General features: G+C 67.4%; 18 protein-coding genes and 1 tRNA gene. 3 read left to right on the forward strand and 16 right to left on the reverse strand.

The genetic code is table 11. The features are described from left to right. Position 1: 1 nt before the first annotated feature. From J3U95_RS08860 to J3U95_RS08920, 13 genes are all read right to left on the reverse strand, one after another. Positions 2-1,630 (reverse strand): oligosaccharide flippase family protein, encoded by a 1,629-nt coding sequence (locus J3U95_RS08860; protein WP_229519725.1) that lies wholly within the window; start codon positions 1,628-1,630, stop codon positions 2-4. Continuing rightward, the gene (locus J3U95_RS08865; protein WP_208278257.1) at positions 1,525-3,027 is read right to left on the reverse strand and encodes an O-antigen ligase family protein; all 1,503 of its coding nucleotides are present in this window, start codon (positions 3,025-3,027) and stop codon (positions 1,525-1,527) included. Before J3U95_RS08865 ends, J3U95_RS08860 begins: the two co-directional genes overlap by 106 nt. An 18-nt stretch (positions 3,028-3,045) precedes the next feature. Next, positions 3,046-3,825 (reverse strand): exosortase-associated protein EpsI, B-type, encoded by a 780-nt coding sequence (gene epsI, locus J3U95_RS08870; RefSeq protein WP_229519726.1) that lies wholly within the window; start codon positions 3,823-3,825, stop codon positions 3,046-3,048. After that, complete coding sequence (gene xrtB, locus J3U95_RS08875) at positions 3,822-4,811, reverse strand: exosortase B (protein WP_229519727.1); 990 nt, start codon at positions 4,809-4,811, stop codon at positions 3,822-3,824. The genes epsI and xrtB overlap by 4 nt, the downstream gene beginning before the upstream one ends. 1 nt (position 4,812) lies before the next feature. Beyond that, the gene (gene epsG / locus J3U95_RS08880) at positions 4,813-5,682 is read right to left on the reverse strand and encodes a chain length determinant protein tyrosine kinase EpsG (protein WP_208278258.1); all 870 of its coding nucleotides are present in this window, start codon (positions 5,680-5,682) and stop codon (positions 4,813-4,815) included. Positions 5,683-5,701: 19 nt separating this feature from the next. After that, positions 5,702-7,138: a chain length determinant protein EpsF gene (epsF, locus tag J3U95_RS08885; protein ID WP_208278259.1), complete on the reverse strand. Its 1,437-nt coding sequence runs from the start codon at positions 7,136-7,138 to the stop codon at positions 5,702-5,704. Between the two features lie 96 nt (positions 7,139-7,234). Then, the gene (epsE, locus tag J3U95_RS08890) at positions 7,235-8,023 is read right to left on the reverse strand and encodes a polysaccharide export protein EpsE (protein WP_208278260.1); all 789 of its coding nucleotides are present in this window, start codon (positions 8,021-8,023) and stop codon (positions 7,235-7,237) included. Between the two features lie 45 nt (positions 8,024-8,068). Further along, positions 8,069-9,133, reverse strand: a complete 1,065-nt coding sequence (locus J3U95_RS08895) for an EpsD family peptidyl-prolyl cis-trans isomerase (protein WP_208278261.1) — start codon at positions 9,131-9,133, stop codon at positions 8,069-8,071. A 33-nt stretch (positions 9,134-9,166) separates the two neighbouring features. Then, on the reverse strand, positions 9,167-10,219 hold the full coding sequence (gene fcl / locus J3U95_RS08900) for a GDP-L-fucose synthase (protein WP_208278262.1): 1,053 nt from the start codon (positions 10,217-10,219) through the stop codon (positions 9,167-9,169). Between the two features lie 275 nt (positions 10,220-10,494). Beyond that, complete coding sequence (locus tag J3U95_RS08905) at positions 10,495-11,880, reverse strand: undecaprenyl-phosphate glucose phosphotransferase (protein WP_208278263.1); 1,386 nt, start codon at positions 11,878-11,880, stop codon at positions 10,495-10,497. Positions 11,881-11,898: 18 nt separating this feature from the next. After that, positions 11,899-13,122 (reverse strand): XrtB/PEP-CTERM-associated polysaccharide biosynthesis outer membrane protein EpsL, encoded by a 1,224-nt coding sequence (gene epsL / locus J3U95_RS08910; RefSeq protein ID WP_208278264.1) that lies wholly within the window; start codon positions 13,120-13,122, stop codon positions 11,899-11,901. 189 nt (positions 13,123-13,311) lie between these two features. Then, positions 13,312-15,228, reverse strand: a complete 1,917-nt coding sequence (locus J3U95_RS08915; RefSeq protein ID WP_208278265.1) for an ATP-binding cassette domain-containing protein — start codon at positions 15,226-15,228, stop codon at positions 13,312-13,314. A gap of 125 nt (positions 15,229-15,353) precedes the next feature. Continuing rightward, positions 15,354-15,428 (reverse strand) — tRNA-Arg (locus tag J3U95_RS08920). Positions 15,429-15,620: 192 nt separating this feature from the next. On the opposite strand from J3U95_RS08920, the gene J3U95_RS08925 reads away from it, so the two are divergent. Both J3U95_RS08925 and J3U95_RS08930 read left to right on the forward strand, forming a co-directional pair. Beyond that, positions 15,621-16,253 (forward strand): glutathione S-transferase family protein, encoded by a 633-nt coding sequence (locus J3U95_RS08925; protein ID WP_208278266.1) that lies wholly within the window; start codon positions 15,621-15,623, stop codon positions 16,251-16,253. A gap of 55 nt (positions 16,254-16,308) precedes the next feature. Further along, positions 16,309-17,178, forward strand: a complete 870-nt coding sequence (locus tag J3U95_RS08930; RefSeq protein WP_208278267.1) for a helix-turn-helix transcriptional regulator — start codon at positions 16,309-16,311, stop codon at positions 17,176-17,178. Here J3U95_RS08930 and J3U95_RS08935 read toward each other — a convergent pair. Beyond that, positions 17,171-17,932 (reverse strand): SDR family NAD(P)-dependent oxidoreductase, encoded by a 762-nt coding sequence (locus J3U95_RS08935; RefSeq protein WP_208278268.1) that lies wholly within the window; start codon positions 17,930-17,932, stop codon positions 17,171-17,173. The genes J3U95_RS08930 and J3U95_RS08935 overlap by 8 nt on opposite strands. A 202-nt stretch (positions 17,933-18,134) precedes the next feature. Between J3U95_RS08935 and J3U95_RS08940 the strand changes: the two genes are divergently transcribed. Next, positions 18,135-19,043: an AraC family transcriptional regulator gene (locus tag J3U95_RS08940; protein ID WP_208278483.1), complete on the forward strand. Its 909-nt coding sequence runs from the start codon at positions 18,135-18,137 to the stop codon at positions 19,041-19,043. Positions 19,044-19,069: 26 nt separating this feature from the next. Here J3U95_RS08940 and J3U95_RS08945 read toward each other — a convergent pair whose 3' ends face one another. Continuing rightward, positions 19,070-19,597, reverse strand: coding sequence for a MarR family winged helix-turn-helix transcriptional regulator (locus J3U95_RS08945; RefSeq protein ID WP_208278269.1), 528 nt, complete (start codon positions 19,595-19,597; stop codon positions 19,070-19,072). 8 nt (positions 19,598-19,605) lie between these two features. After that, positions 19,606-21,234 carry a benzoate-CoA ligase family protein gene (locus J3U95_RS08950; protein WP_229519729.1) on the reverse strand — a complete coding sequence of 543 codons (1,629 nt, stop codon included), beginning with the start codon at positions 21,232-21,234 and terminating at the stop codon, positions 19,606-19,608. Positions 21,235-21,343 lie beyond the last annotated feature (109 nt).

Consider the following 21,343-nt stretch of genomic DNA (forward strand, 5'->3'; position numbering starts at 1 on the left):
CTCAGCCGGCCCGGGCGCGTGCCGGCTGGCAGCGCGTCTTGAGGCGGGTCCAGGCCAGGTCGCGGTCGTCGCGCTCGATCACGAACAGCGCCCCATGCAGGGCCAGCAGCAGCGCGGTCGCGGCCAGGATCGCGACGAAGGCGCCCAGGGTGTCGTCGAGCAAGGCCTCGGCCGCGCCGGCGGCGATGGCGACGGGCGCGATCCCGGCCAGCCCCGGCGCATAGCCATGGACCAGCAGGCGCCGCAGCGTGGTCGGGACCGTGCGGCCATGGACGTAGACCAGGAAGGCCGTGGCGAACAGCAGCGAGGTGGCCAGGTGGCCCCAGGCGGCCCCATCGATGCCCCACCCCGCCACGCCGGCGTAGACCAAGCCCAGTCCGGCCAGCGCGCGCCCCATGGCGAACAGGCCCGAGACGCGCGGGTGGCCCATGCCGTCGTTGACCAGCGACGGCAGGCTGGTCAGGGAATCGACGAATTGCGACAAGGCCATCAGCGCCAGGATGGCGGCGCCGTGGCGGGCGAAGTCGGCGTCCATCCAGTAGCCCAGGATGCGATGGGCGAACACCGCCAGCAGCACCAGGATCGCCGCGTTCAGGTAGACCACGTAGCGCGTCGCCTTGAGATAGACCGCGTCCAGGCGCGCCAGCTCGCCCCTGGCCGCGAGCGCGCTGGCGGCCGGGAAGAACACGGCCGACAGGCGAAAGCTCAGCCCCAGCACGCGATTGGCCAGGGTGGCGGCGACCGTGAAATACGCCAGGCCGGCGACGCCGACCAGGGCCCCGATCACCAGCTTGTCGGCGTGGGCGTACGACAGCGCGGCAAAGCGCGACAGGAAAGTCCAGCTGGAAAAGCGCAGCAGGGCCGCGCGCATGCCGGCGGCCGGCCAGCGCCAGCGCCAGCCAGGCAGCAGGCGCCGGATGGCGCGCCACAACAGCAGGGCGTGGATGCCACTGGCCACCACACGCAGCAGGATCACCTCGAACAGGCCCAAGCCCAGGGCCAGCACGCCGACCGTGGCCAGCGGCAGCAGCGCGCCGAACGCCATCTCGAGCCGGCCAGAAATATCGTAGCGCATCAGCGACTGCGGCACGCTGTTCAGGTAGATCTGCAGCTGGCCGCACAGGAAAGCGAGCGCGGCCAGTTGCAGGGTCGCGCGCGCTTCGAAGCGCAAGGCCGCCGGCACGGCGAACACGGCCTCGATCAACCAGGCCGCGCTCAGATGGATGCCGAGCGCGCCGACGAGGCCGATGGCGGCATAGGTGGCCAGGCCAAAGGACAAGGTCTCGGCGACCTGGCGCGCATCGCCCCTGGCCCGGTGCTGGGCGATGTACTTGACGGAACCCGCCGTGAGGTTGATGTCCATCACCGCGAAGTAGCCGACGATGGCCGTCACCAGCGAGTACACGCCATAGCCGGCCTGGCCCAGGCCACGCACCACCAGCGGCACCGTGACCAGCATCACCAGCGCGGGTACCGCTGCCCCGAGCAGGTTGGACCAGGCGTTGCGGGCCAGGCGCAGCTTCATCAGGCCGGCACCAGGTGGCGCCGCGGCGCGCGCTGCCAGGCCGGCCGCTGCGGCGCTGTCGGCCCCTGCGCTGCCGCCAGCGCCAGGTAAGGCAGGCTCAGGCATAACGCCAGCATCTGGGTGGTGCGCACCTGCGGGAACGGCGTGCCGATCAGCAGGTCGGGAATCATGAACGCCAGCCCCGCCGCCCCGGCCGCGCCCAGGCCCAGCAGCTCGGGCGGCAGGCTGCGCAGCGCCCGCCGCGCGCCCACGACGAAGGCGACGACCGTGCCCGCCAGCAGCACCGTGCCGAGCAGGCCGCTCTTGAGTGCGATATGCAGCACCCCGCTGTGCAGGAACAGGCCGCCGTCCGGATTGCCTTGCCACGAAATGGCCTGGTAGCCGTGGTAGCGGCCCCAGGCGCCAATGCCGGCCAGCGGGTGCGCCAGGAAGTCGGCGAAGGCCAGCTTGAGTTCCAGCACCCGCTCGCTTTCGGGGCCGAAGCGGCGCGACTGCATATCGTGCAACAGGCCGCCCCCCGCACCGCCTCCCCCTTCGGCCCGCGTCTGCGCCAGGCGCCGCGCTGCCACGAAGGCCATCGCGGCGCCGGCCATCGGCAACGCGGCCAGGCCCAGCTGCAGGCGGCGCGCCGGAGGAAAGCGCCACAGCACGACCACGAAGGCCAGCAGGAAGCCGATCCAGGCGGTGCGGCGATAGGACAGCACCACGCACAGCGTGGTAGCAAGCAGGGTGGCCCATGCCAGCGCACGCCACGGCCGGCCCTGCGCTGGCAACGGCGCGCCGGATGGCGCCTGGAACAGCGCGACGGCGGCGATCGCGAACGCCAGCGTGCACAGCAGGCTGTCGTTGATGTCGAAGAAGGTCAGGCGGATCTGGATCGCATTCATATTGGCATAGACGTTGTTCGGGTCGCCGCCCGATACCGCCCAGCGGCCAAGGCCGAACAGCGCGCGCGCCAGACCCGCCAGCATGATGAAGCGCGCCAGCGCGAGCGCCTGCTCGCGGGTGCGGAAGGCCAGCAGCATCAGCGAGATGAGCGGCGCCATCCAGACGATATTCGAAAAGCCCGACGGCGCCAGCGACGCCGCCAGCGGCACCCCGGTGGCCAGCCCGACGCCGACGTGGGCGGCCAGCAGGACGGTCCAGGCCAGGAACCAGGGCCGCAGATTGCAGGCCGGCGCGGCGTGGCGCTGCGGGCCGGTCGCGGCGTTGTCGTTGAAGCTGGCGGCAATGCGGGCGCACAGCCAGGCGCCGAGGACGTACCACAGGACCACGCCGAAGAACAGCATACCCGAGCCGCGACTGTAGATGCTGCGCGACGCGAACACGGCCAGGTTGCCGTAGCTGGTGGAATTAACCCAGAAAAAGAGCAGCAGATAGGGATAGACCAGGAAGCGCGGCCATGCCAGCCCGACGCCGATCCCCAGCACGGCTGCGACCGACAGGCCGATGACGAACAGCCACGGCAGCGAATAATAGATATAGGGCAGGATGTCGTTCATCGCCGCGCTGTCGCCGGGTCAGTGGTGCGCGCTGCGGGCGGCGCGGGCCGGCGTGGCCGCAGTGGCCGCCGGGTCAGGCGCGGCCACCGTGGCCGTCGGCGCGGGCGCGGTGTCGGCGCCGATCAGGTGGGCGCGGTCGCGTGGCGCCAGCGCCGCGAGCAGGTCGACCACGAAGCGATCCTGCACGCGCCAGGCGGCGTGCCGGTCGGAGCCGATGGTCGATACCCGCACCAGCATGCCGTCCGGGATCTCGCCCGACAGGCCGTAGGCGAGGCGGCGCAGTTTTTGCTGGATGCCGGCCTTGGTCGCCTTGTCGCCGATGGTGATCCAGTAGGTGATCGGCTCGTTGCGCTCGCTCAGGCGCGCCACCAGGCGCTTGACCGGCAGGCGGCCATGGCGGGTGGGCAGCAGGACTTCGCTGTCTTCGAGCAGCTCGAAGCCCTGGGCCACGTAGCAGACCTCGGGCAGGTGCAGCTGCAATGCCCTGCTCTGGTCGCCGCCATAGGCGATCGACAGCATCACCCGCTGGCCGTAGGCGTCGACATAGGTGCGCGACAGGGTCTGGTCGTAGATCTTCGCGAGCACGCCCTGCTGCTCCGGATCGGGCTGCAGGGGCACGACGCTCGGGTCGACCGTCCAGGCGCCGAAGCGTTGCGGAATCATCTGTTCCAGGCTGAAGCGCTCGTGCGGCAGCGGCGCGCGCGGCGCCGGCGTCAAGGCCCCGGTCAGGGCCGATGTCGCGGCCATGGCCAGGCCCAGCACGATGCTGATGGCCAGGTGGCGGCGCGCCGCTTTCATTGGACCGCCCCGCGTATCGAATCCGGCGATGTTGGCGACTTCGGCTGGCCGTCGGGATGGCGCGATTGCTCCCGGCGTTTGATGAACCATTGCAGGGTCGAGTCGAGCGCCAGGATCATCAGGAGCGCCGTCACGAACAGCACCATGCCGGCGAAGCCGTGCAGGAAGCCCTGCCCGGCCGCGTCGCCGAAATAATAGGTGACCAGGGTCAGCGTGATCACGCGGATCACGTTCGCCGTGAACGAGACCGGCACGATCAGGATCGCCAGCGCGATATTGCGAACGGCCGAAGGATGGCGCATCAGGTTCAGGTAGAACAGGCCCAGCGCCTCGAGGGTCAGGAGGGTCTGCAGGCCGGCGCAGGCATCGGCCACCAGCAACTGGTACTGGCCGATCTGCAGCACCACCCCGGAGCGCGAGATCGGATAACCGGCGGCGAACAGCAGGTGTTCGGTGGCCCAGGAGACGGCCATCTTCATCGGCATCGTCACCGCCGCCACCAGCTCGCTCGGCAGCGGCACCATGAACAGCATGAAGAAAAACGGAAACCACAGCAGGCGCAGGGCGCGCGCGCCCAGCTTGAGCAGGACGATTGCCGCCAGCACCGCCAGGATCGAGGCGACCTCGAACATCAGGATGTTCTGCGAACGGCCCAGCAGGTGGATGCCGAGGCCGAAGGCCAGCACCGCCCAGCCGGCCGGGTGCGGCCGGAGTGGCGCGCTGGCCGCCCTCACCTCGGGCCACTTGCGCCAGACCAGCCACAGGGACAAAAAGAAGATGATCGGTCCATGGCCCTGCTCTTCGCCGATCCAGGCGCCGGTGAACAGGTCGTGGAAGGTCGGTCCGAACAGCAGGGCCAGGCCCAGCATGACCGGCCACCATTCGGGCAAGGCATGGCGCAGGCCGGCGCCGGGACCAGCACCGGAGCCAGGTCCGGAGCTCGCATACGGGCCGTGCCGCGGATCCATTTCGCGCCCGGTCGCCATGCTAGAACTCCATCACAACCGAACCGACCACTTCGGCGCCGGCATCGGCCATCTGCCCGGCCATGCGCGCCACGTCGGCGATGCGGGTGCGGTGCTTGCAGGCCACCAGCAACACGCCGCCGGCACGGCCCGCCACCGCCAGGGCGTCGGCGCCGGCGGTAAAAGGCGGCAAGTCGACCAGCACGACGTCGTGGCGGCTTTCCAGCTGCGCCGACAGCGAGCAGAAGCCGGGCCGCGCCAGCAGTTCTTGCGGATTCGGCGGTACGGTCCCGGCCGGCAATACCGACAGGTCGGCAAAGGACGGCACGCGCAATATCGCATCAAGGTCGGCCCGTCCCGCCAGCAGGTCGGACAGGCCCTGGCGCGGCCTGAGCCCGAACAGTTCATGCTGGCGCGGCGCGCGCAGGTTGGCGTCCACCAGCAGCGTTTGTTCGCCGAGCTGGGAAAACACCAGCGCCAGGTTGGCCGCGAACAGGCTGGCGCCATCGTCCGGGTCGGCGCCGGCGATCGCCAGCGCGCGCCGCCCGCGCGCGAACCAGCGCAGCATCAGCTGGCTGCGGATCGCGCGCAAGGCCTCGACCTGGGGAGAGAACGGTTCGTAGGCGGCGACCAGCCTGGGCGAGAGCCTGGCCTGCCCTTTCCGCACATAGGGATAGGCGAACTGCCGCGCCAGCGCCTGCTGGATGTCGTCTTCGCTCACCAGGCCGAGGCGCAGCGCCGCTTCGCCGAAGCGGATGCCCAGGTCCTGGTGGGTGCGCAGCACGCGCTCGGCGTCATCGACGCTGAGCTTGCCCGCATCGACCAGCAGCGTCCCCATGCTGGCGTCGCGGCCAGGGCCGCTGTGCAGGGCGGATAGCACGGATGAGTTCATGGCGCGTCCTCGGCTCGGCTCAGTTCAATTCGGGCGCGGCTGCAGGCCGGGCGCCATCAGCCTGCGAAATCAGCCGGCGAACACGGCCCGCGCGCACGGGCGGCGCCTGCCAGGCAATGGTGCCCAGCACCGGAATGCCCAGCATGTCGTCCAGGTCGCTGCTTGAACGTACCGGCCGCTCCAGCAATTCGAGCAGCAGCGCCAGGCCGACGCCGAGAACGGTGCCGAGCAAGATCGCCGCCAGTGTATTGAGCAGGATGCGTGGGCCGCTCGGCGTCGTGGGCGCCACGGCCGGGTTGAGCACCGAGACGTCGGACTGCTCGGACAGGGCCTCGATCCGCGTCTGCGAATAGCGCTGGCTGGCCGCATCGAAGGCGCGCTGCGCGCCTTCGAGGTCTTTCAGCAAGGGACCGAGCTCGTCGCGGGTGCGGTTCAGCTCCAGCACGCGTTCCTTCTGCGCCGCCAGCTCGCTGCGCAGCTGGGCTTCGCGCTGGCGGTAGACGTCGGCGTTGGCGCCGACGCTGCGGGTGACGCTGCCCAGCGCACCGGCGAGCTCGGCGCGCAGCTTGCCGGCCTCGGCATCCGCGGCCTGGTACTGCGGGTGGTTGCGCCCGAAGCGCGCGCCGGCCTCGGCCAGCTTGGCCTCGGCGCTGGCCAGGTTCATGCGCAGGTTCTGGATCAGGGTATTGTTGGCGACGTCGGGCGAATCGACGGCCGCGCCGGCGGTCCCGGCCGCCCTTTCACGCGAACCCGCTTCCATGGCCGCGGCCTGGGCCACGACCAGCTGGGCGGCCAGGTCGTTCAGGCGCGACAGCTCGACGTCGACCCGGTTGTTGTCGAGGCTGACGATGCCTTTTTCTTGCTGGTACTTCGACAGGCGGGCCTGGGCCGCCTCGAGGTTGTCGCGCAATTGCCTGGTCTGCTCGTTGAAGTACAGCGAGGCGTTCTTGGCCGGCTCGGTCTTGAGCTGCACGCCGACCCGCCGATATTCTTCGGCGAAGGCGTTCGCGACCGCGGCCGCGAACACGGGGTCGGCGCCGCTGAAGCTGATCTCGACCACGCTCGACTCGCGCGACGGCATGATTTCGAGCTTCTGGAGCAGCAGGTCGGCCAGCCAGTCGCGCACCGTCCCCTTGCCCTCGTTGGCTTCCTGGAATTGCTGGACGACGGCCGGGCTGGACGCCAGCCGCAGCGCGTCGACGACGCGCAGCGCCACGTTCTTGCTGCCGATGATGTCCATCTGCGTTGCCATATATCCCGGCATCAATTGCCCTGGCATCGTCAGGCCGGTGAGCGGATCGACGCCCTTGTAGTTGAGCAGCACCGATGCCGTCGCTTCATACGTCTTTTGCTGCACCACGCTCCAGCCAAGGGCGAGCAGCACCGTGACCAGGAGCGTTCCCAGGACAATTTTCTTCCGGGCCAGCAAGATCAGCAGAAATTGATGCACGCTCATGATTCACCTTTGCATGCGGGGACCGGCGCTACAGCCCAGCAAGAACCCAATGCCGGACATGCTGTCATGGCGCACCGGCGCTTCGATCACGCTCCGTTAAAACCAGCTTTCGCGCACCACGATCACGTCGTCGACCTGGACCGGATCGCCGGCCTGGACATCCAGCGTGACCGGCTTGCCGTTGGCGTCGCGGCGCGTGATCTTGATGCCGTTGTCGCTGCCGCGCGGGCTCAGTCCTCCGCCGGCCGAAATCGCCTGCTGGACCGTCATGCCGCGCTCCAGGCGGAACGGCCCCGGACGGCCGACCTCGCCGGTGACGTAGGCGCGCGGCGCCCGCTCCACGAAGATGATGTCGCCGCCGGCGACCTCGTAGTCCTTGTCGAGCTCGCCCTTGTGCACCATGTCGACCACGTCGATGGTCTCGCGCGTCGTCTTGCCGTCGCGCGTGCGCACCAGGCTGATCATGTCGCCGCCGTCGCCATGGATGCCGCCGGCCAGCGCCAGCATGTCGAGCACCTTGCGCCTGCCTTCGACCGGATAGCGGCCCGGCCGGTTCACCTGGCCCAGCACCGACACCTGCTGGCTGGCCAGCGTGGTCACCAGCATGTTCACCTGGGCCCGCTTGATATAGCCCCCCTTCTCGAGCTGGCCGGCGATCTTCTTTTCGGCGGCGGCTACCGACAGGCCGCCGACCGCCACCTGGCCCAGCAGTGGAAACGTGATGTGGCCGCTCTCGCTGACGCGGGTCTCGATCGACAGGTCGGGGCTGCCATACACGGACAGCCTGACCACGTCCCCGGCGCCCAGCAGCACCTCGGTCGCACCGGCCACGCCCATGCCCAGCATGAAGGCGGCCCCCGTCATCCACTTGATCCAGCGTTTCATCGTCAGTCTCCGGCTAGCACGTCGTTGGGAAGTCCCTGGAATGCGTTACTTGAGGCCGGCCACGCCGCGATCGAGCGCCGCCTTGTCGGCGCGCGCGTCCTCGTCCACGGTGTCGGCCACCGGGCCGATATCGTTGTCATTGTTGCCGTCGTTCGCGGTCGATCCCGTGTCCAGTCCGGCACCCGCCAGCGAGGCCGGCGCCGCGGCCGGGAGCGCACCGGGCGTGGCGGCGTCGGGCGCCAGGTCCTTGTTCAGGTAGTCGATCCGGGCGGTGGCGCGCAGGCGCTGGATCTCGGCCTGGGCCAGTTCCTTGTTCTTGCGGTTGGCCAGGTATTGCGCGATCTGCGGCGCGGCGATCGCCAGCGACACCGGCGCGTCGCGCACCTCGTCGATCGAGGTCAGCAGCGCGCGCTGCCCTTCCTGCACCAGGAACAACTGGCCCTTCGGCATCGACAGCAGCTTCGCGGCCAGCTCGGGCTTGAGGTCGGCGGTGCTGCGCGTGACCTGGGCGCGGCCATAGGCGACCTTCCTGGTGTCGAGATAGGCCGCCACTTCCTCGAGCGAGCGCGCCTTGTCGGCGGCGGCGCGCAGCTCGGGCGTCACGCTGGCCGCCGGAAACACGAGCTGGTTCATCGCGAACTGGCGGCGGTTGGCGAAGAACTGGGGATGCTTGTTGAAGTAGTCCTCGATCTCGGCCTCGGTCGGACGGCCGACGTCGCCGACCCGCTTCTGCATATAGGCCTGGGCGATGATCAGGGAGCGCGCGCGCTCGATCGCCTGCATCACCTTGGGATCGCGGTCGATCTTTTCCTTGGCCGCTGCGCTTTCGAGCAGTTCGCGGTCGATCAGGGCTTGCAGCAACTGCTTGCTGGCGGTTTGCTGCTGTGCCGCCGGGACGCCGGCACGCTGCATTTCTTCATTGAGCTGCAATACCGTGATCTCTTCGCCATTCACGCTGGCCAAGGCCTGGCCGGGCTTCGTCTCGGGCACCGGCTTGTCCCGGTTGCAGCCGGCCAGCGCGACGCTGGCCAGGAACAGGGCCGCGCACACGGCCCGCCCCGGGCTGAACCCCGGTGCGAATGAAAGCGGCGAGTCTGAGGCATTGTGCATGGTGTTCTCCAGCGTGGTGGACGGCATTGCCCCTCAGGCATGCGCGGTCCGGGGTGAAATCTGCCATTCTGGACCGCTTGCGCCATCCGCTCTGTTGTGTATTTCACATCGCGCGTCGAGACCGGCTTCGCAGGAGAGGTAAGCAAGATAGGCGAGATAGGCGCGCTGCAGGCCCTCGGCCAGCGGCGTGCTGGCGCGCCAGCCCAGCGCCGCCAGCTTGGAGACGTCGAGCAGCTTGCGCGGCGTGCCGTCGGGCTTGCTGGCATCGAAGACGATATTGCCGCAGTAGCCCACGGTCTCGCCCACCAGGCGCGCCAGCTCGGCGATGGTCACTTCCTGGCCGGTACCGACATTGATGTGCGAATGCATGGGGTCGGTAGCAGCCGCATACGCCTCGGGCGCCAGCTCCATCACGTGGACGCTGGCGGCCGCCATGTCGTCGACGTAGAGGAATTCGCGCATCGGCTTGCCGCTGCCCCAGATCACGACCTCGGGGGCGGCGCTCGTCTTTGCCTCATGGAAGCGGCTCAGCAGGGCGGGAATGACGTGGCTGTTCTCGGGGTGGTAGTTGTCGCCGGGACCGTACAGATTGGTGGGCATCACGCTGCGATAGTCGGTGCCGTACTGGCGGTTATAGCTTTCGCACAGCTTGATGCCGGCAATCTTGGCCATGGCATAGGGTTCGTTGGTCGGCTCGAGCATGCCGTTCATCAGGAATTCTTCGCGGATCGGCTGCGCCGCCAAGCGCGGATAGATGCAGGACGAGCCCAGGAACAGCAGCTTGCGCACGCCGGCGCGCCAGGCCTCGTGCACGACATTCGCCTGCACCATCAGGTTGTCGTAGATGAACTCGGCCGGATAGCTGTTGTTGGCGTGGATGCCCCCTACCCTGGCCGCGGCCAGGTAGACCTGGTCGATCGCTTCGCTGCGGAAGAATTCGCGTACCCGCACCTGATCGGTCAGCTCGAGTTCGTCGTGGCTGCGTGTGACGATCTCGGCCTTGTTGGCGGCGCGCAGGGCGCGCACGATCGCCGAGCCGACGAGGCCGCGGTGGCCGGCAACGTAGATGCGTGGCTTGTCGTGCACATTGCCTCCTGTGATCAATGCCGATGTTTCCCCACCCCTATTGCGGCGGAGAATCGGCCATTGCTCTTGCATTCCAGTTAACGATTCTACCCAGCGCGGATGGCCGCGCAAGCTTGTCGGCAATCGTCCAGATCAAAGAGCGCGTCGATTAGCGCTCATCCGTTTCCGGGACAAAATTGATAGGCTCGAAAGCCCGATTGGAACCCCGGCCACCCTGTCATTCGATGCGCGCGAAGCCCGACGGTTCATTTTTCGCGCGCGGCGACTGGCGGTGGTCAGTGCGCGTTCTCGCGCGTGAGGACGACCTTGACGGTCTTGAGGATGATCCACAGATCGAGCCACAGCGACCAGTTGCGCAGGTAATCGAGGTCGTAGCGGATGCGCGCTTCCATCTTGTCGAGGGTGGCCGTCTCGCCGCGCAAGCCGTTTACCTGGGCCCAGCCGGTGATGCCCGGCTTGACCTTGTGGCGCAGCATGTAACCCTTGATGAGCTTGCGGTACTCCTCGTTGTGCGCGACCGCATGCGGACGCGGCCCGACCACGCTCATGCGTCCTTGCAGCGCATTGATAAACTGCGGCAATTCATCAAGAGACGTGCGGCGCAAAAAATGGCCAATGCGCGTGATGCGGCGATCGTCGGCCCGGGCCTGGACGATGGTCGGCCCGTCGTCCAGCACCGTCATCGAGCGGAATTTATAGATATAGATTTCTTCGCCATACAGCCCGTAGCGGCGCTGCTTGAACAGCACCGGGCCGGGCGAACCGAGCTTCACGGCAAGGGCGATCACCAGCATCAGCGGCGCCAGCAGCACCAGGGCCAGCGCGCTGACCACGACGTCGGTGCCGCGCTTGAGCACGCTGTTAAAGCCCATGAATGGGGTCTCGCTGATCGCGATCACCGGCATGCCGCCCACGGTATCGAACCGCGCCTGCATCAGGTCGAACACGTACACGTCGGGCAAGAAATAGACCGAGGCAGTGGTGTCCTTCAATTCGTCGACCAGCTGGCGAATGCGCGGCTGGGCCGAGACCGGCTGGCTGATGAAGATCATCTTGATGTTCTTGCGCCGCACATAGGCGGCGACCTCGGCCATCTTGCCCAGCATCGGATAGCGCAGGCCGGGCGGCTGGCGCCGGTCTGCACGGTCGTCGAAAAAGCCCTGCACCTGCATGAACAGGTTCGGATGGCGCTCGCACACGCCGGCGAACTTGATGCCGGCATCGTTGGCGCCGACCACCACGATCGAGCGCATTTCACGCGCGTGGTGCTTGCGGCCCCCGGTGGCGAAACGCACCGCGATATGGCTGGCCAGGATCGTCAGCGGCGTCGCCACCGCCCAGGCCAGCAACACCCGCTCGTCGTAATAGTATTTCATGCCGCTGGCCGAGCCGAGGAAGTACAGCACGGCGAGCGTCAGGCACCAGCCGAACACCGTATCGCGCGCATAGGCCAGCATGCGGCCGCTGCGCCAGGTGCGGTAGGGATCGATTTGCTGGTAGACGGCCGACGAGATGAAGAAGGCCAGGATCATCAGCACCAGGCAATAGCCGGAGAATGGTTCGCCAAACGCCAATGTCGCCAGGTACAGGCTGCCCATCACGATCAGCGGATCGAGCACGCGCTGGAAGAAAGAAATGATGGGAATGTCGTTGACCGTCATGCGCCGCCACATCCCTGGTCAGAACAGCACGTTGGCACTCAGCTGCACCATATTGGCGTCGAACTTGCCGGTGCCAAGTGCCTGCGACCCCGAGCGCGATTCGTAGGCGTAGCCGGCAATCACTTGTACCTTGGGCCGGACCTGCCATAGCGCCCGCAGGCTGGCGCTGCGGATCGCGTCGGTCAGGTCATCTGAGCCGGCAAACACGTCGCGCGCCGTGTAGTCGCGCTTTTCATAGGACGCGCGGGCGTCCACCCTGATGCGGTCGGTCGCGAGCCAGGTGGCTTGCAGGCTCGCCCCCTTGTTCAGGGTGGTGCTGACCCGCGAGCTTTCGATCGGCGCGAACTCGCGCCACAGCGACGCGCCATAACTGATCTTGCCTTGCGGCTTGTACAGCCAGGTGACACGGCCATTGACGCCGCTGGTGCGGCCGTCGTCGTACGAAGGCTGGTCGCGCCGCGCATAGCCGACCAGCGCCTGCAGCGTCGTCGATCCGCTGGCGAGCCAGTCGACTCGCGCCTTGAGTTCGTCTTGCGTGAAATCGTCGGTGAGCACGCTGCTGTTATAAGGCCGCCGGTACGGATAGGTGCCCTCGACGCGGCGCGCCACCAGGCCGACCGTGCTGCCAGTTTTCGGCCGGTACTGGAGCTCGACCTCATGGGTCTTTTCGGTGCGGTCGTTGTAGCGCTGGGCCTCCAGCTCGTAGGTGTATTTGTCGCGCGCGGCGCCGACGCGCAGCTTCCAGCTTGGATGCAGCTTCCAGCCGGCATCGAGCAACTGGCGCCGCTGCTCGCGCAGATTGCGCTGGTCGCTGTCGAAGTCGGTGTATGGCGCCAGTGTCTTGATGTACAGCGCTTCTAGACGCCCCTCGAACTGCTTGCCGGCCTGCCACAGCCAGCTCGCCTGCAGGTCGCGCCCGTCGTAGTCGAGCTGGTCGAAGTGGTCGAACTTGACCTTCGACACCTTGGCAGTGGCCGCGATGCGCTGGCGGCTGATGTTCTTGTCGAGCACAATGCCGGCATCGAGCGTGCGATAGGAATCGCTGCGCCGGCCTTCGAACGGTTGCTCGTCGTCGGCTACCCGCAGAATATTGTCGTCGTAGGCCCAGCCGATGCCGCCAAGCAGCCGCAGGCCGTCTTCTTGCTGCGCATCGTTCGGCGCGGACACGGCAGGGAAAGAACACAACACCGCCGCCAGGGCCGCCACGGATCGAAGCCGATGCGCTGCAGGGTTGAAGAGCATGTTCTACGCTTCCCGGAAGATACTGCACCGAAGGAATTACCAGAACTGGCAGCCTCCGGCATGCAGCACCCGGATTCCCAGCAATCCATTGGTGATAGCGTGAGCCAGGATCGGCGACCACGGCTTGCGGTGCCGCAGATGCAACCAGCGCCGGCCGACGCTGGAGTGGGATCTTCGTAGAACTGCGTTTTATTCGCCCCTGGCGCGCGCCTCGATGCGTTCCCAGCGATCGAGCGCGTCGAGCAGCAGGTCTTCGATCTCGGCATACCGCGCATTGATGCGCTTGGCGTCGGCCGGATTCGTCTTGTAGAAGTCGGGCGCATTCAATTGCTGGGTGATCGCGGACTGCTCGTCTTCGAGCGAAGCGATCAGCTGCGGCAGTTCCTCGAGTTCGCGCTGTTCCTTGTAGCTGAGCTTGACCTTCTTGCCCGCGCCCTGGGCCGGCGCTTCTTCCACCTTGGCGGCGCTGGCCTTCGGCGCGCTCGGCGCCGGCGCCTGCGCCACCGGAGCCGCCGCCCTGACGCGCTCCCAGTCGGTATAGCCGCCGACGTATTCGCGCCACTTGCCGCCGCCCTCGGCCACGATGACCTGGGTCACGACATTGTCCAGGAAGGTACGGTCGTGGCTGACGAGGAAGACGGTGCCGGTGTATTCCTCCAGCAATTCTTCCAGCAGTTCGAGGGTGTCGATGTCAAGGTCGTTGGTCGGTTCGTCCAGCACCAGGCAGTTGGCCGGCTTGGCGAACAGGCGCGCCAGCAGCAGACGGTTGCGCTCGCCGCCCGACAGCGACTTGACCGGCGAACGCGCCCGCTCCGGCGAGAACAGGAAGTCGTTCAGGTAGGTCATCACGTGCTTGCGCTGGCCATTGATCTCGACCCAGTCGCTGCCGGGAGCGATGGTGTCGGCCAGGCTCGCCTCTTCGTTGAGCTGGGTGCGCATCTGGTCGAAATACGCGACATTCAACTTCGTGCCGAGGCGCACGGCGCCGCTGTCGGCCGTCTCCTCGCCCAGGATGATCTTGAGCAGGGTCGTCTTGCCGGCGCCGTTCGGCCCGATCAGGCCGACCTTGTCGCCGCGCATGATGGTGCCGGTGAAACCGTCGACGATGACCTTGTCGCCATAGCGCTTCGACACGCCTTCCAGGTCGGCGACGATCTTGCCCGAGCGCTCGCCGGTGGCAACGTCGAGCTTGATCTGGCCCTGCTGGTCGCGGCGCGCGGCGCGTTGCAGGCGCAGCGCTTCCAGTCGGCGCACGCGGCCTTCGTCGCGGGTGCGGCGTGCCTGCACGCCCTTGCGGATCCACACCTCTTCTTGCGCCAGGAATTTATCGAACTTGGCGTTCTCGACTTCCTCGTTGGCCAGCAGTTCGCGCTTGCGTTCCTGGTACGTGGTGAAATTGCCCGGGAACGAGAGCAGCTTGCCGCGGTCGAGCTCGATGATGCGGGTGGCGACATTGTCCAGGAAGCTGCGGTCGTGGGTGATGAACAGGATCGAGCCGCGGAACTCGCGCAGCAGGCTCTCCAGCCACTTGATCGAGGTAAAGTCCAGGTGGTTGGTCGGTTCGTCGAGCAGCAGCACGTCCGGCGCCGACACCAGGGCCACGGCCAGCGCCACGCGCTTTTGCATACCGCCGGACAAGGTGCCCATCTTCGCGTCGCCCGCCAGGTTCAGGCGGCCCAGCGTCGTCTCGACCTTGTTCGCCAGGTTCCAGCCGTCGGTGGCGTCCAGCCTGGTCTGCAGCACGTGCATGCGCTCCATCAGCGCATCGTCGTCGCCCTGGCCGAACTTGCCGGTGAGTTCTTCATATTCGGTCAGCATCGCCTGCTGGTCGCCCATGCCGAGCGCGACCACTTCGAATACGGTCATCTGCGGGTCGAACACCGGTTCCTGTTCCACGTAGGCGATGCTGACACCCTGCTGCATGACCAAGAGGCCGTCGTCGAGTTTCGAGCGGCCCGAGATGATCTTCAGGAGCGAGGATTTGCCCGTGCCGTTACGGCCGATGAGACCGACGCGCTCGCCGGTTTCCAGCGAAAAGTCGGCGTGGTCGAGCAGCGGGACGTGGCCGAAGGCCAGTTGCGCGGAAGTGAGGGAGATGACTGCCATGATCGGTGTGCGGCCCGGTGCCGGGCAAAAGCATGAGTTGATTGAATAAGGCGCACATTGTACCGACTGGACGCGCGCCCGACGTCAATTCTCACATATTCTGGGGAAACTGCAGGAGGGAAAAATGGTATCGCCAGCAGGAATCGAACCTGCATCTAACCCTTAGGAGGGGCTTGTACTATCCATTGTACGATGGCGACACGCGACGCGAATTGTACCAGCCGCCAGCCTACTCTGTCATTTCTACAGCGTAAGACCCTGGCATATTGCGCGGATCGGCACCGAAAACGATCGCCCCTGCGCCAACAGCCTGCCACTGTTTCCCTATCATGCCTCGTGCAAGGAAATTCCGGCGATCCCGCCTGCCTTGCCTTCACTGAAAGGGGCATTCCATGCTGACCATCCATCACCTCGAAAAATCCCAGTCCGAGCGCATCGTCTGGCTCTGCGAAGAGCTGGACATTCCATATGAACTGAGGCGCTATGAACGCGACCCGCTGACGCGCCTTGCGCCGATCGAGTATCGCGCCCTGACGCCATTCAGTACGGCGCCGGTCATCACCGACGGGGAGCTCACACTCGGTGAATCGGCGGCCATCGTCGAATACATCGCCCGGATCCATGGACAAGGGCGGCTGCTGGCGCGGCCGGATGCACCAGATTACGCAGACTTCCTGTTCTGGTTCCATTTTTCCAACGGCTCGTTCATGCCTGCGGCGATGATCGACTCGGTCGCCAGGCGGCTCGGCGGCGACAACCCGCTGGTCACGGCGCTGCGCTCCCGCCACCACCGCGCCCACGCCCTGCTGGAGCAGCGCCTCGCCGATGTCCCTTTCCTGGCGGGCGACACGTTCACCGCGGCCGACGTCATGACCTTGTTCGTGCTGACGACGATGCGGTTCTTTTCAAGCCACGACCTGTCGCCCTACCCGCACATCCGTGCCTACGTCGAGCGCACGACGGCGCGTCCGGCTTACCTGCGCGCCATGCGCCGGGCCGAGCCCGATGCACAGGCGCCAGCTTGACTGCCGTCGCCGCACCGTTCATGCTTGCCGTCAGCCTTCACTCGACGACTCCCCGATGACCGCACACACCGACCACGGCGCCAATGCCCTCAGGGTGCGACCGGGCATCGGCGCGACCGCCGGCGTCGTGCAACACAGCGAGCTGCGCTTCAGCCGACTCGCCATCGACCAGCCGACCGTGATCGTCGTACGCCACGGCAGCAAAACGCTGCATGCGGACGGCCGCGAGTGGCAAGTCGGCGCCGGCGAGGCCATCGCCATCGCAGCCGGGACTACCTTCGATGTGACCAATCGGCTGGGCGGCGACGGGCGCTACGAAGCGCGCTGGCTGATCCTGGATACCAATCTGGTGGAGCGCGCCAGACGCCGGACGCCCGATCTCGACGAAAGCGGCGACATCGACGGCGCCAGGACCGTCCACGGCCTGGAGCCCGAGTTCCGCGCCGCCCTGGGCCGCGCCTTCGACGCGATCACGGCGCCGTTCCCCGATCCCATTGCGGAGCACCGGCTGACCGAAGTGCTGGCATGGCTGTTCCTGCGCGGCCTGCGTTTTCCGCCTATGCAGGCGCCGAGCCTTGCCGCCCGGGTGCGCAAGCTGTTCGAGACCGCCCCCACACGGCGCTGGACCGCGGCCCTCGCGGCGCGCCAGCTCGCCATGAGCGAAGCGACGCTGCGCCGCAGGCTGGCGGCGCAAGACGCCACGGTGGGCACCCTGCTTGCCGACGTGCGCATGACGTCCGCCCTGCTCCTGCTGCAGTCGACCGGCCTGCCGGTCGGCCAGATCGCACTGGATGTCGGCTACGAGTCGGCCTCGCGCTTCGCGATCCGCTTTCGCGAGCGATTCGGCTGTGCGCCTTCCGCGATTCGCGCCCGGGCGACAGCCCCGCCGCGCGCCCGGCGCACGCCGGCCATCGACGTCACTTGACGGCCACGCTCATGCCCCCATCCGCCATCACGACCGCTCCCACGATGAAGCTGGCCCTGTCCGACGCCAGGAAGGCAATGATCTCGGCGATCTCGCGCGGTTCGGCGGCGCGCCCGATGGGGGCCCCTTTGCCGTGTTCGGCCAGGAACTTCCGGCCGTCTTCCATCAGGCTGTTCGCGATGTTGGTCACGACGTCGCCGGCGCCGACGGCATTGATGCGAATCCCGTGTTCGATTGCTTCCAGCGCCGACGCCCGCGTCAGCTGCGCCAGCGCGCCCTTCGACGCCGCATAGGCGGCGAGCGTGGGAAACGCCTGGTAGCAGGCATAGGAACCGACGTTGACGATGGCGCCCGTGCCCGCCGGGATCATCTTGCGCAGGGCTTCGCGCGAGAACAGGAAGGCGCCGGTCGTGTTCACCGCCAGCACGCCGTTCCATTCGTCCAGCGTCATGTCGACCATCGCCTTGTTGAGCAGGATGGCGGCATTGTTGACGAGGATGTCGAGCTTGCCGAAACGCTCGATGGCCAGCGCCACGGCGCGCGCCGCGCTGTCCTCATGGCCGACGTCGGCCACCAGGGGCACGATGCCGGCGCCCTCGAGCGCCCCCACCTCCGCGCTCCGGTCAACGGCGACCACGCTGGCGCCGCGCTCCTGCAACATCCGGGCGGTCGCCAGGCCGATGCCGCTGCCGGCGCCGGTCACGATCGCGACCTTGCCGTCGAATTCCTGTTTCGTGTGCAAATTGCTGGTCATGGAACATCCTCCTTTACCTGATCGATGAGACAGGGCCATGCTAAAGACGGCGCCTGTCATCGAACAGCCATGTTCCTATCGCAGGATTGCACTTTCCTATATTCTTGAGCGGCCAGCGCGCGCCGGCCCGGCCGTCTGCGCTACCATCTGCCCTTTGCCGTGCTTGAACTCAAGATTGGACGATGTCACCACCGCCCGCCGCATGACGGCCCTGCTGCGGCAACTGGCGCCGAACGAGGGCTATACCGCATCGCTTCTCGACGGCGTGCGCTTCATGCGCGCCGACCGCCACCTGAGCCGCACGCTGGTGCTGTACGAGCCGAGCATCATCATCGTCTGCTCCGGCTCCAAGCAGGGCTTCCTGGGCGACGAGATCTACCGCTACGATGCGCGTCATTACCTGGTGCTGTCGGTGCCGCTGCCACTGTGCACCGAGACCTGGGCCACGCCCGACGATCCGCTGCTGGCGGTGTCGGTCCGGCTCGACATGACCGAGCTGGCCGACCTGGTGCTGGCGCTGGACCGGGCGGGAGAGCCGGCCCTGGCCCCGCCGGCGGGCATCGTCTCCACCGCGCTCGACGACGCGATGGCCGACGCCACCTTGCGCCTGCTGCAGGCGCTGGCCTGCCCGCGCGATGCGGCCATCCTGGGACCTGCGATCGCGCGCGAAGTGTGCTACCGCGCGCTGATCGGGGAACAGGGAGGCGCGGTGCGCGCAGCGCTGGCGCACCACGGACATTTCAACCGCGTCGCACGCGCGATCAGGCGCATCCACGCGCAATTCGGCGAGCCCCTGGACGTAGGCGCGCTGGCATCGGAAGCACGCATGAGCGTGCCTGCCTTCCACGTGCACTTCAAGACGGTGACGCAAACGACGCCGATCCAGTACATCAAGGCGATCCGCCTGCACCAGGCGCGCCTGATGATGATCCGCGACGACCTGACCGCGGCGGCGGCATCGGCCAGGGTCGGCTATGAGAGTCCCTCGCACTTCAATCGCGAATTCAAGCGTTTCTTCGGCCGCAGTTCGCGCCAGGAAGCACGCGACATGAAGACGGCGTTCTCGCTGCTGCCGCCGACCCGCATCGGCGCTGTGCAGGATCGGGAATGAATCGCCGGGTTGGCATGCGCCGCCGGCTAGGCGTCGTCATCCACCCGCAGTTTTCGCTTCATGGTCGACAACAAGGCGATCATGCCCGCCTTGTCCTCGCCCGGCACATCCGCCAGCATCTCCTCGATCCAGCGCTCGTGCACCGCCGCCATCTCGGCAAACGCTGCCCGGCCCGCTGCGGTCAGCTTGACCGCCGACGCGCGCCGGTCGCGTGCGTCCTGCACCCGCACCACCAGTTCCTCGCGCTCGAGCTGGTCGGTAATCCCGGTGATATTCCCGCCGGTGACCATCATGCGCCTGGACAGCTCGCCCATGCGCAGCCCATCCGGATGACGCTCGAGCTGCGCCATCAGGTCGAAACGCGGCAGGGTGATCCCGAAGGTGGTGCGCAGGCGACTGCGGATTTCGTTCTCGATCCGGGTCGTGCACGACAGCATGCGCAGCCACAGCCGCAGCGACTGGTGATGTTCGTCCGTCAGGCGGCTTTCCAGGTCCAGCTCGGCCGCCTCTCTCCCATCGGCATCGGCAACCTCTTTGCGCCTGTCGTCATCCATGCAATTCCTCAAACCGCTTCAGTGCGTAATTTAAACCGTTGCAGTTTACCGGTTTCGGTGCGCGGCAGTTGTTCCTTGAAGAGTATCGCGCGCGGGTATTTATACGGTGCAATCTGGCCCTTCACGAATTCCTGCAGCTCGTGGGCCAGCTCGTCCGACCCGACGTGGCTGCTGCGCAACACGACGTGGGCCTCGACCACCTGCCCGCGCTCGGGGTCGCTCCGCCCCACCACCGCGCATTCGGCCACCGCCGGATGGTGCAGCAGCGCTTCTTCCACCTCGGCGCCGGCGATGTTGTAGCCGGCCGAGATGATCATGTCGTCGGTGCGCGAGCGGTAATAAAAATAGCCGTCCGCATCCATCTCGTAGGCGTCGCCGGTCAGGTTCCAGCCATCCTGGACGTAGTCGCGCTGGCGTTCGTCGGCCAGGTAGCGGCAGCCGGTCGGCCCCTTCACCGCCAGCCGGCCGATCACGCCCGGCCCCACGCGCCGGCCCTGGGCGTCGAGGATGCAGGCCTGGTAGCCGGGCACCGGCTTGCCGGTGGCCCCAGGGCGGACGTCGTCGGCCGCGCTCGAGATGAAGATGTGCAGCAGTTCGGTCGCGCCGATCCCGTCGATCATGGCCAGCCCGGTCGCCGCCTGCCAGGCCTCGCGCGTGGCCACCGGCAGCGCCTCGCCGGCCGACACGCTGGCGCGCAGGCTGTCGAGCCTGAACCGTCCTGCCTGCGCCGCCATCTGCCGGTAAAAGGTCGGCGCCGTGAAGCACACCGTGGCGCGGTGCTCCGCGATTGCGCCCAGCAGGTTGTCGGGCGTGAGCTTCTCGATCAGCACCCCGGCCGCCCCCACCCGCAGCGGGAACAGCAGCAGTCCGCCCAGGCCGAAGGTGAAAGCCAGCGGCGGCGTGCCGATGAAGACGTCGTCGGCCTGGGCGCGCAGCACGTGGCGCGGGAAGCAGTCGCAGATCGCCAGCACGTCGCGGTGGAAGTGCATGGTCCCTTTCGGCACGCCGGTGGTGCCCGAGGTGAAGCTGATCAGGCAGACGTCGTCGGCCGCCGTGTCGGCCGCCGTGAACGGCTCGCCATGGCGCGCCATGCGTTGTTCGAGGGAATCGGCGGCCAGCGCGTCGAACGCCAGCACCGGCACCGCCAGGCCCAGCGCGTCGACCTCGTCCACCAGGGCGGCGGCGCACAGCACCGCGTTCACGCGCGCCTTGTCGACGATGGCGCCGAGTTCGCGCGCGCGCAGCAGCGGCATGGTCGGTACCGCGATGCAGCCGGCCTTGATCACGCCCAGGATGCAGGCCGCCATCGTCGGGCAGTTGGCGCCGCGCACCAGCACCCGGTTGCCGGTGGCCAGGCCCAGGTCGTGGCGCAGCACGTGGGCGATGCGGTCGACCCGCGCCAGGAGTTCGGCATAGCTCAGCCGCTCGCGCGCGCCGATCAGCGCCGTGCGCCCGCCCCAGCCGCGCCTGACGGCGCAGTCGAGCAGGTCGGCGACGCAGTTCAGGCGCTGCGGGTAATGCAGTTCGGGCAGGTCGAAGCGGAATTCGGGCCAGGCGTGCGGCGGCGGCAGGTTGGCGCGGGCGAAGCCATCCGTGTGGCCGGACGGGGACAGGGTTGCGATGGTGGCGTCGTTCATGAATGGTCCCGGCTGGGTAAGACGAGGCGACGGCAAAAAGCGCTCAAGCAACAATCCAGGATTACTTTAAATCTAAAGCACCTGTTCGACAAGCGGATTCGCCACCTCT

Origin of the sequence: Massilia oculi (assembly GCF_017582745.1) — a bacterium.
In the GTDB taxonomy this organism is placed as follows: Bacteria; Pseudomonadota; Gammaproteobacteria; order Burkholderiales; family Burkholderiaceae_D; genus Telluria; species Telluria oculi_A.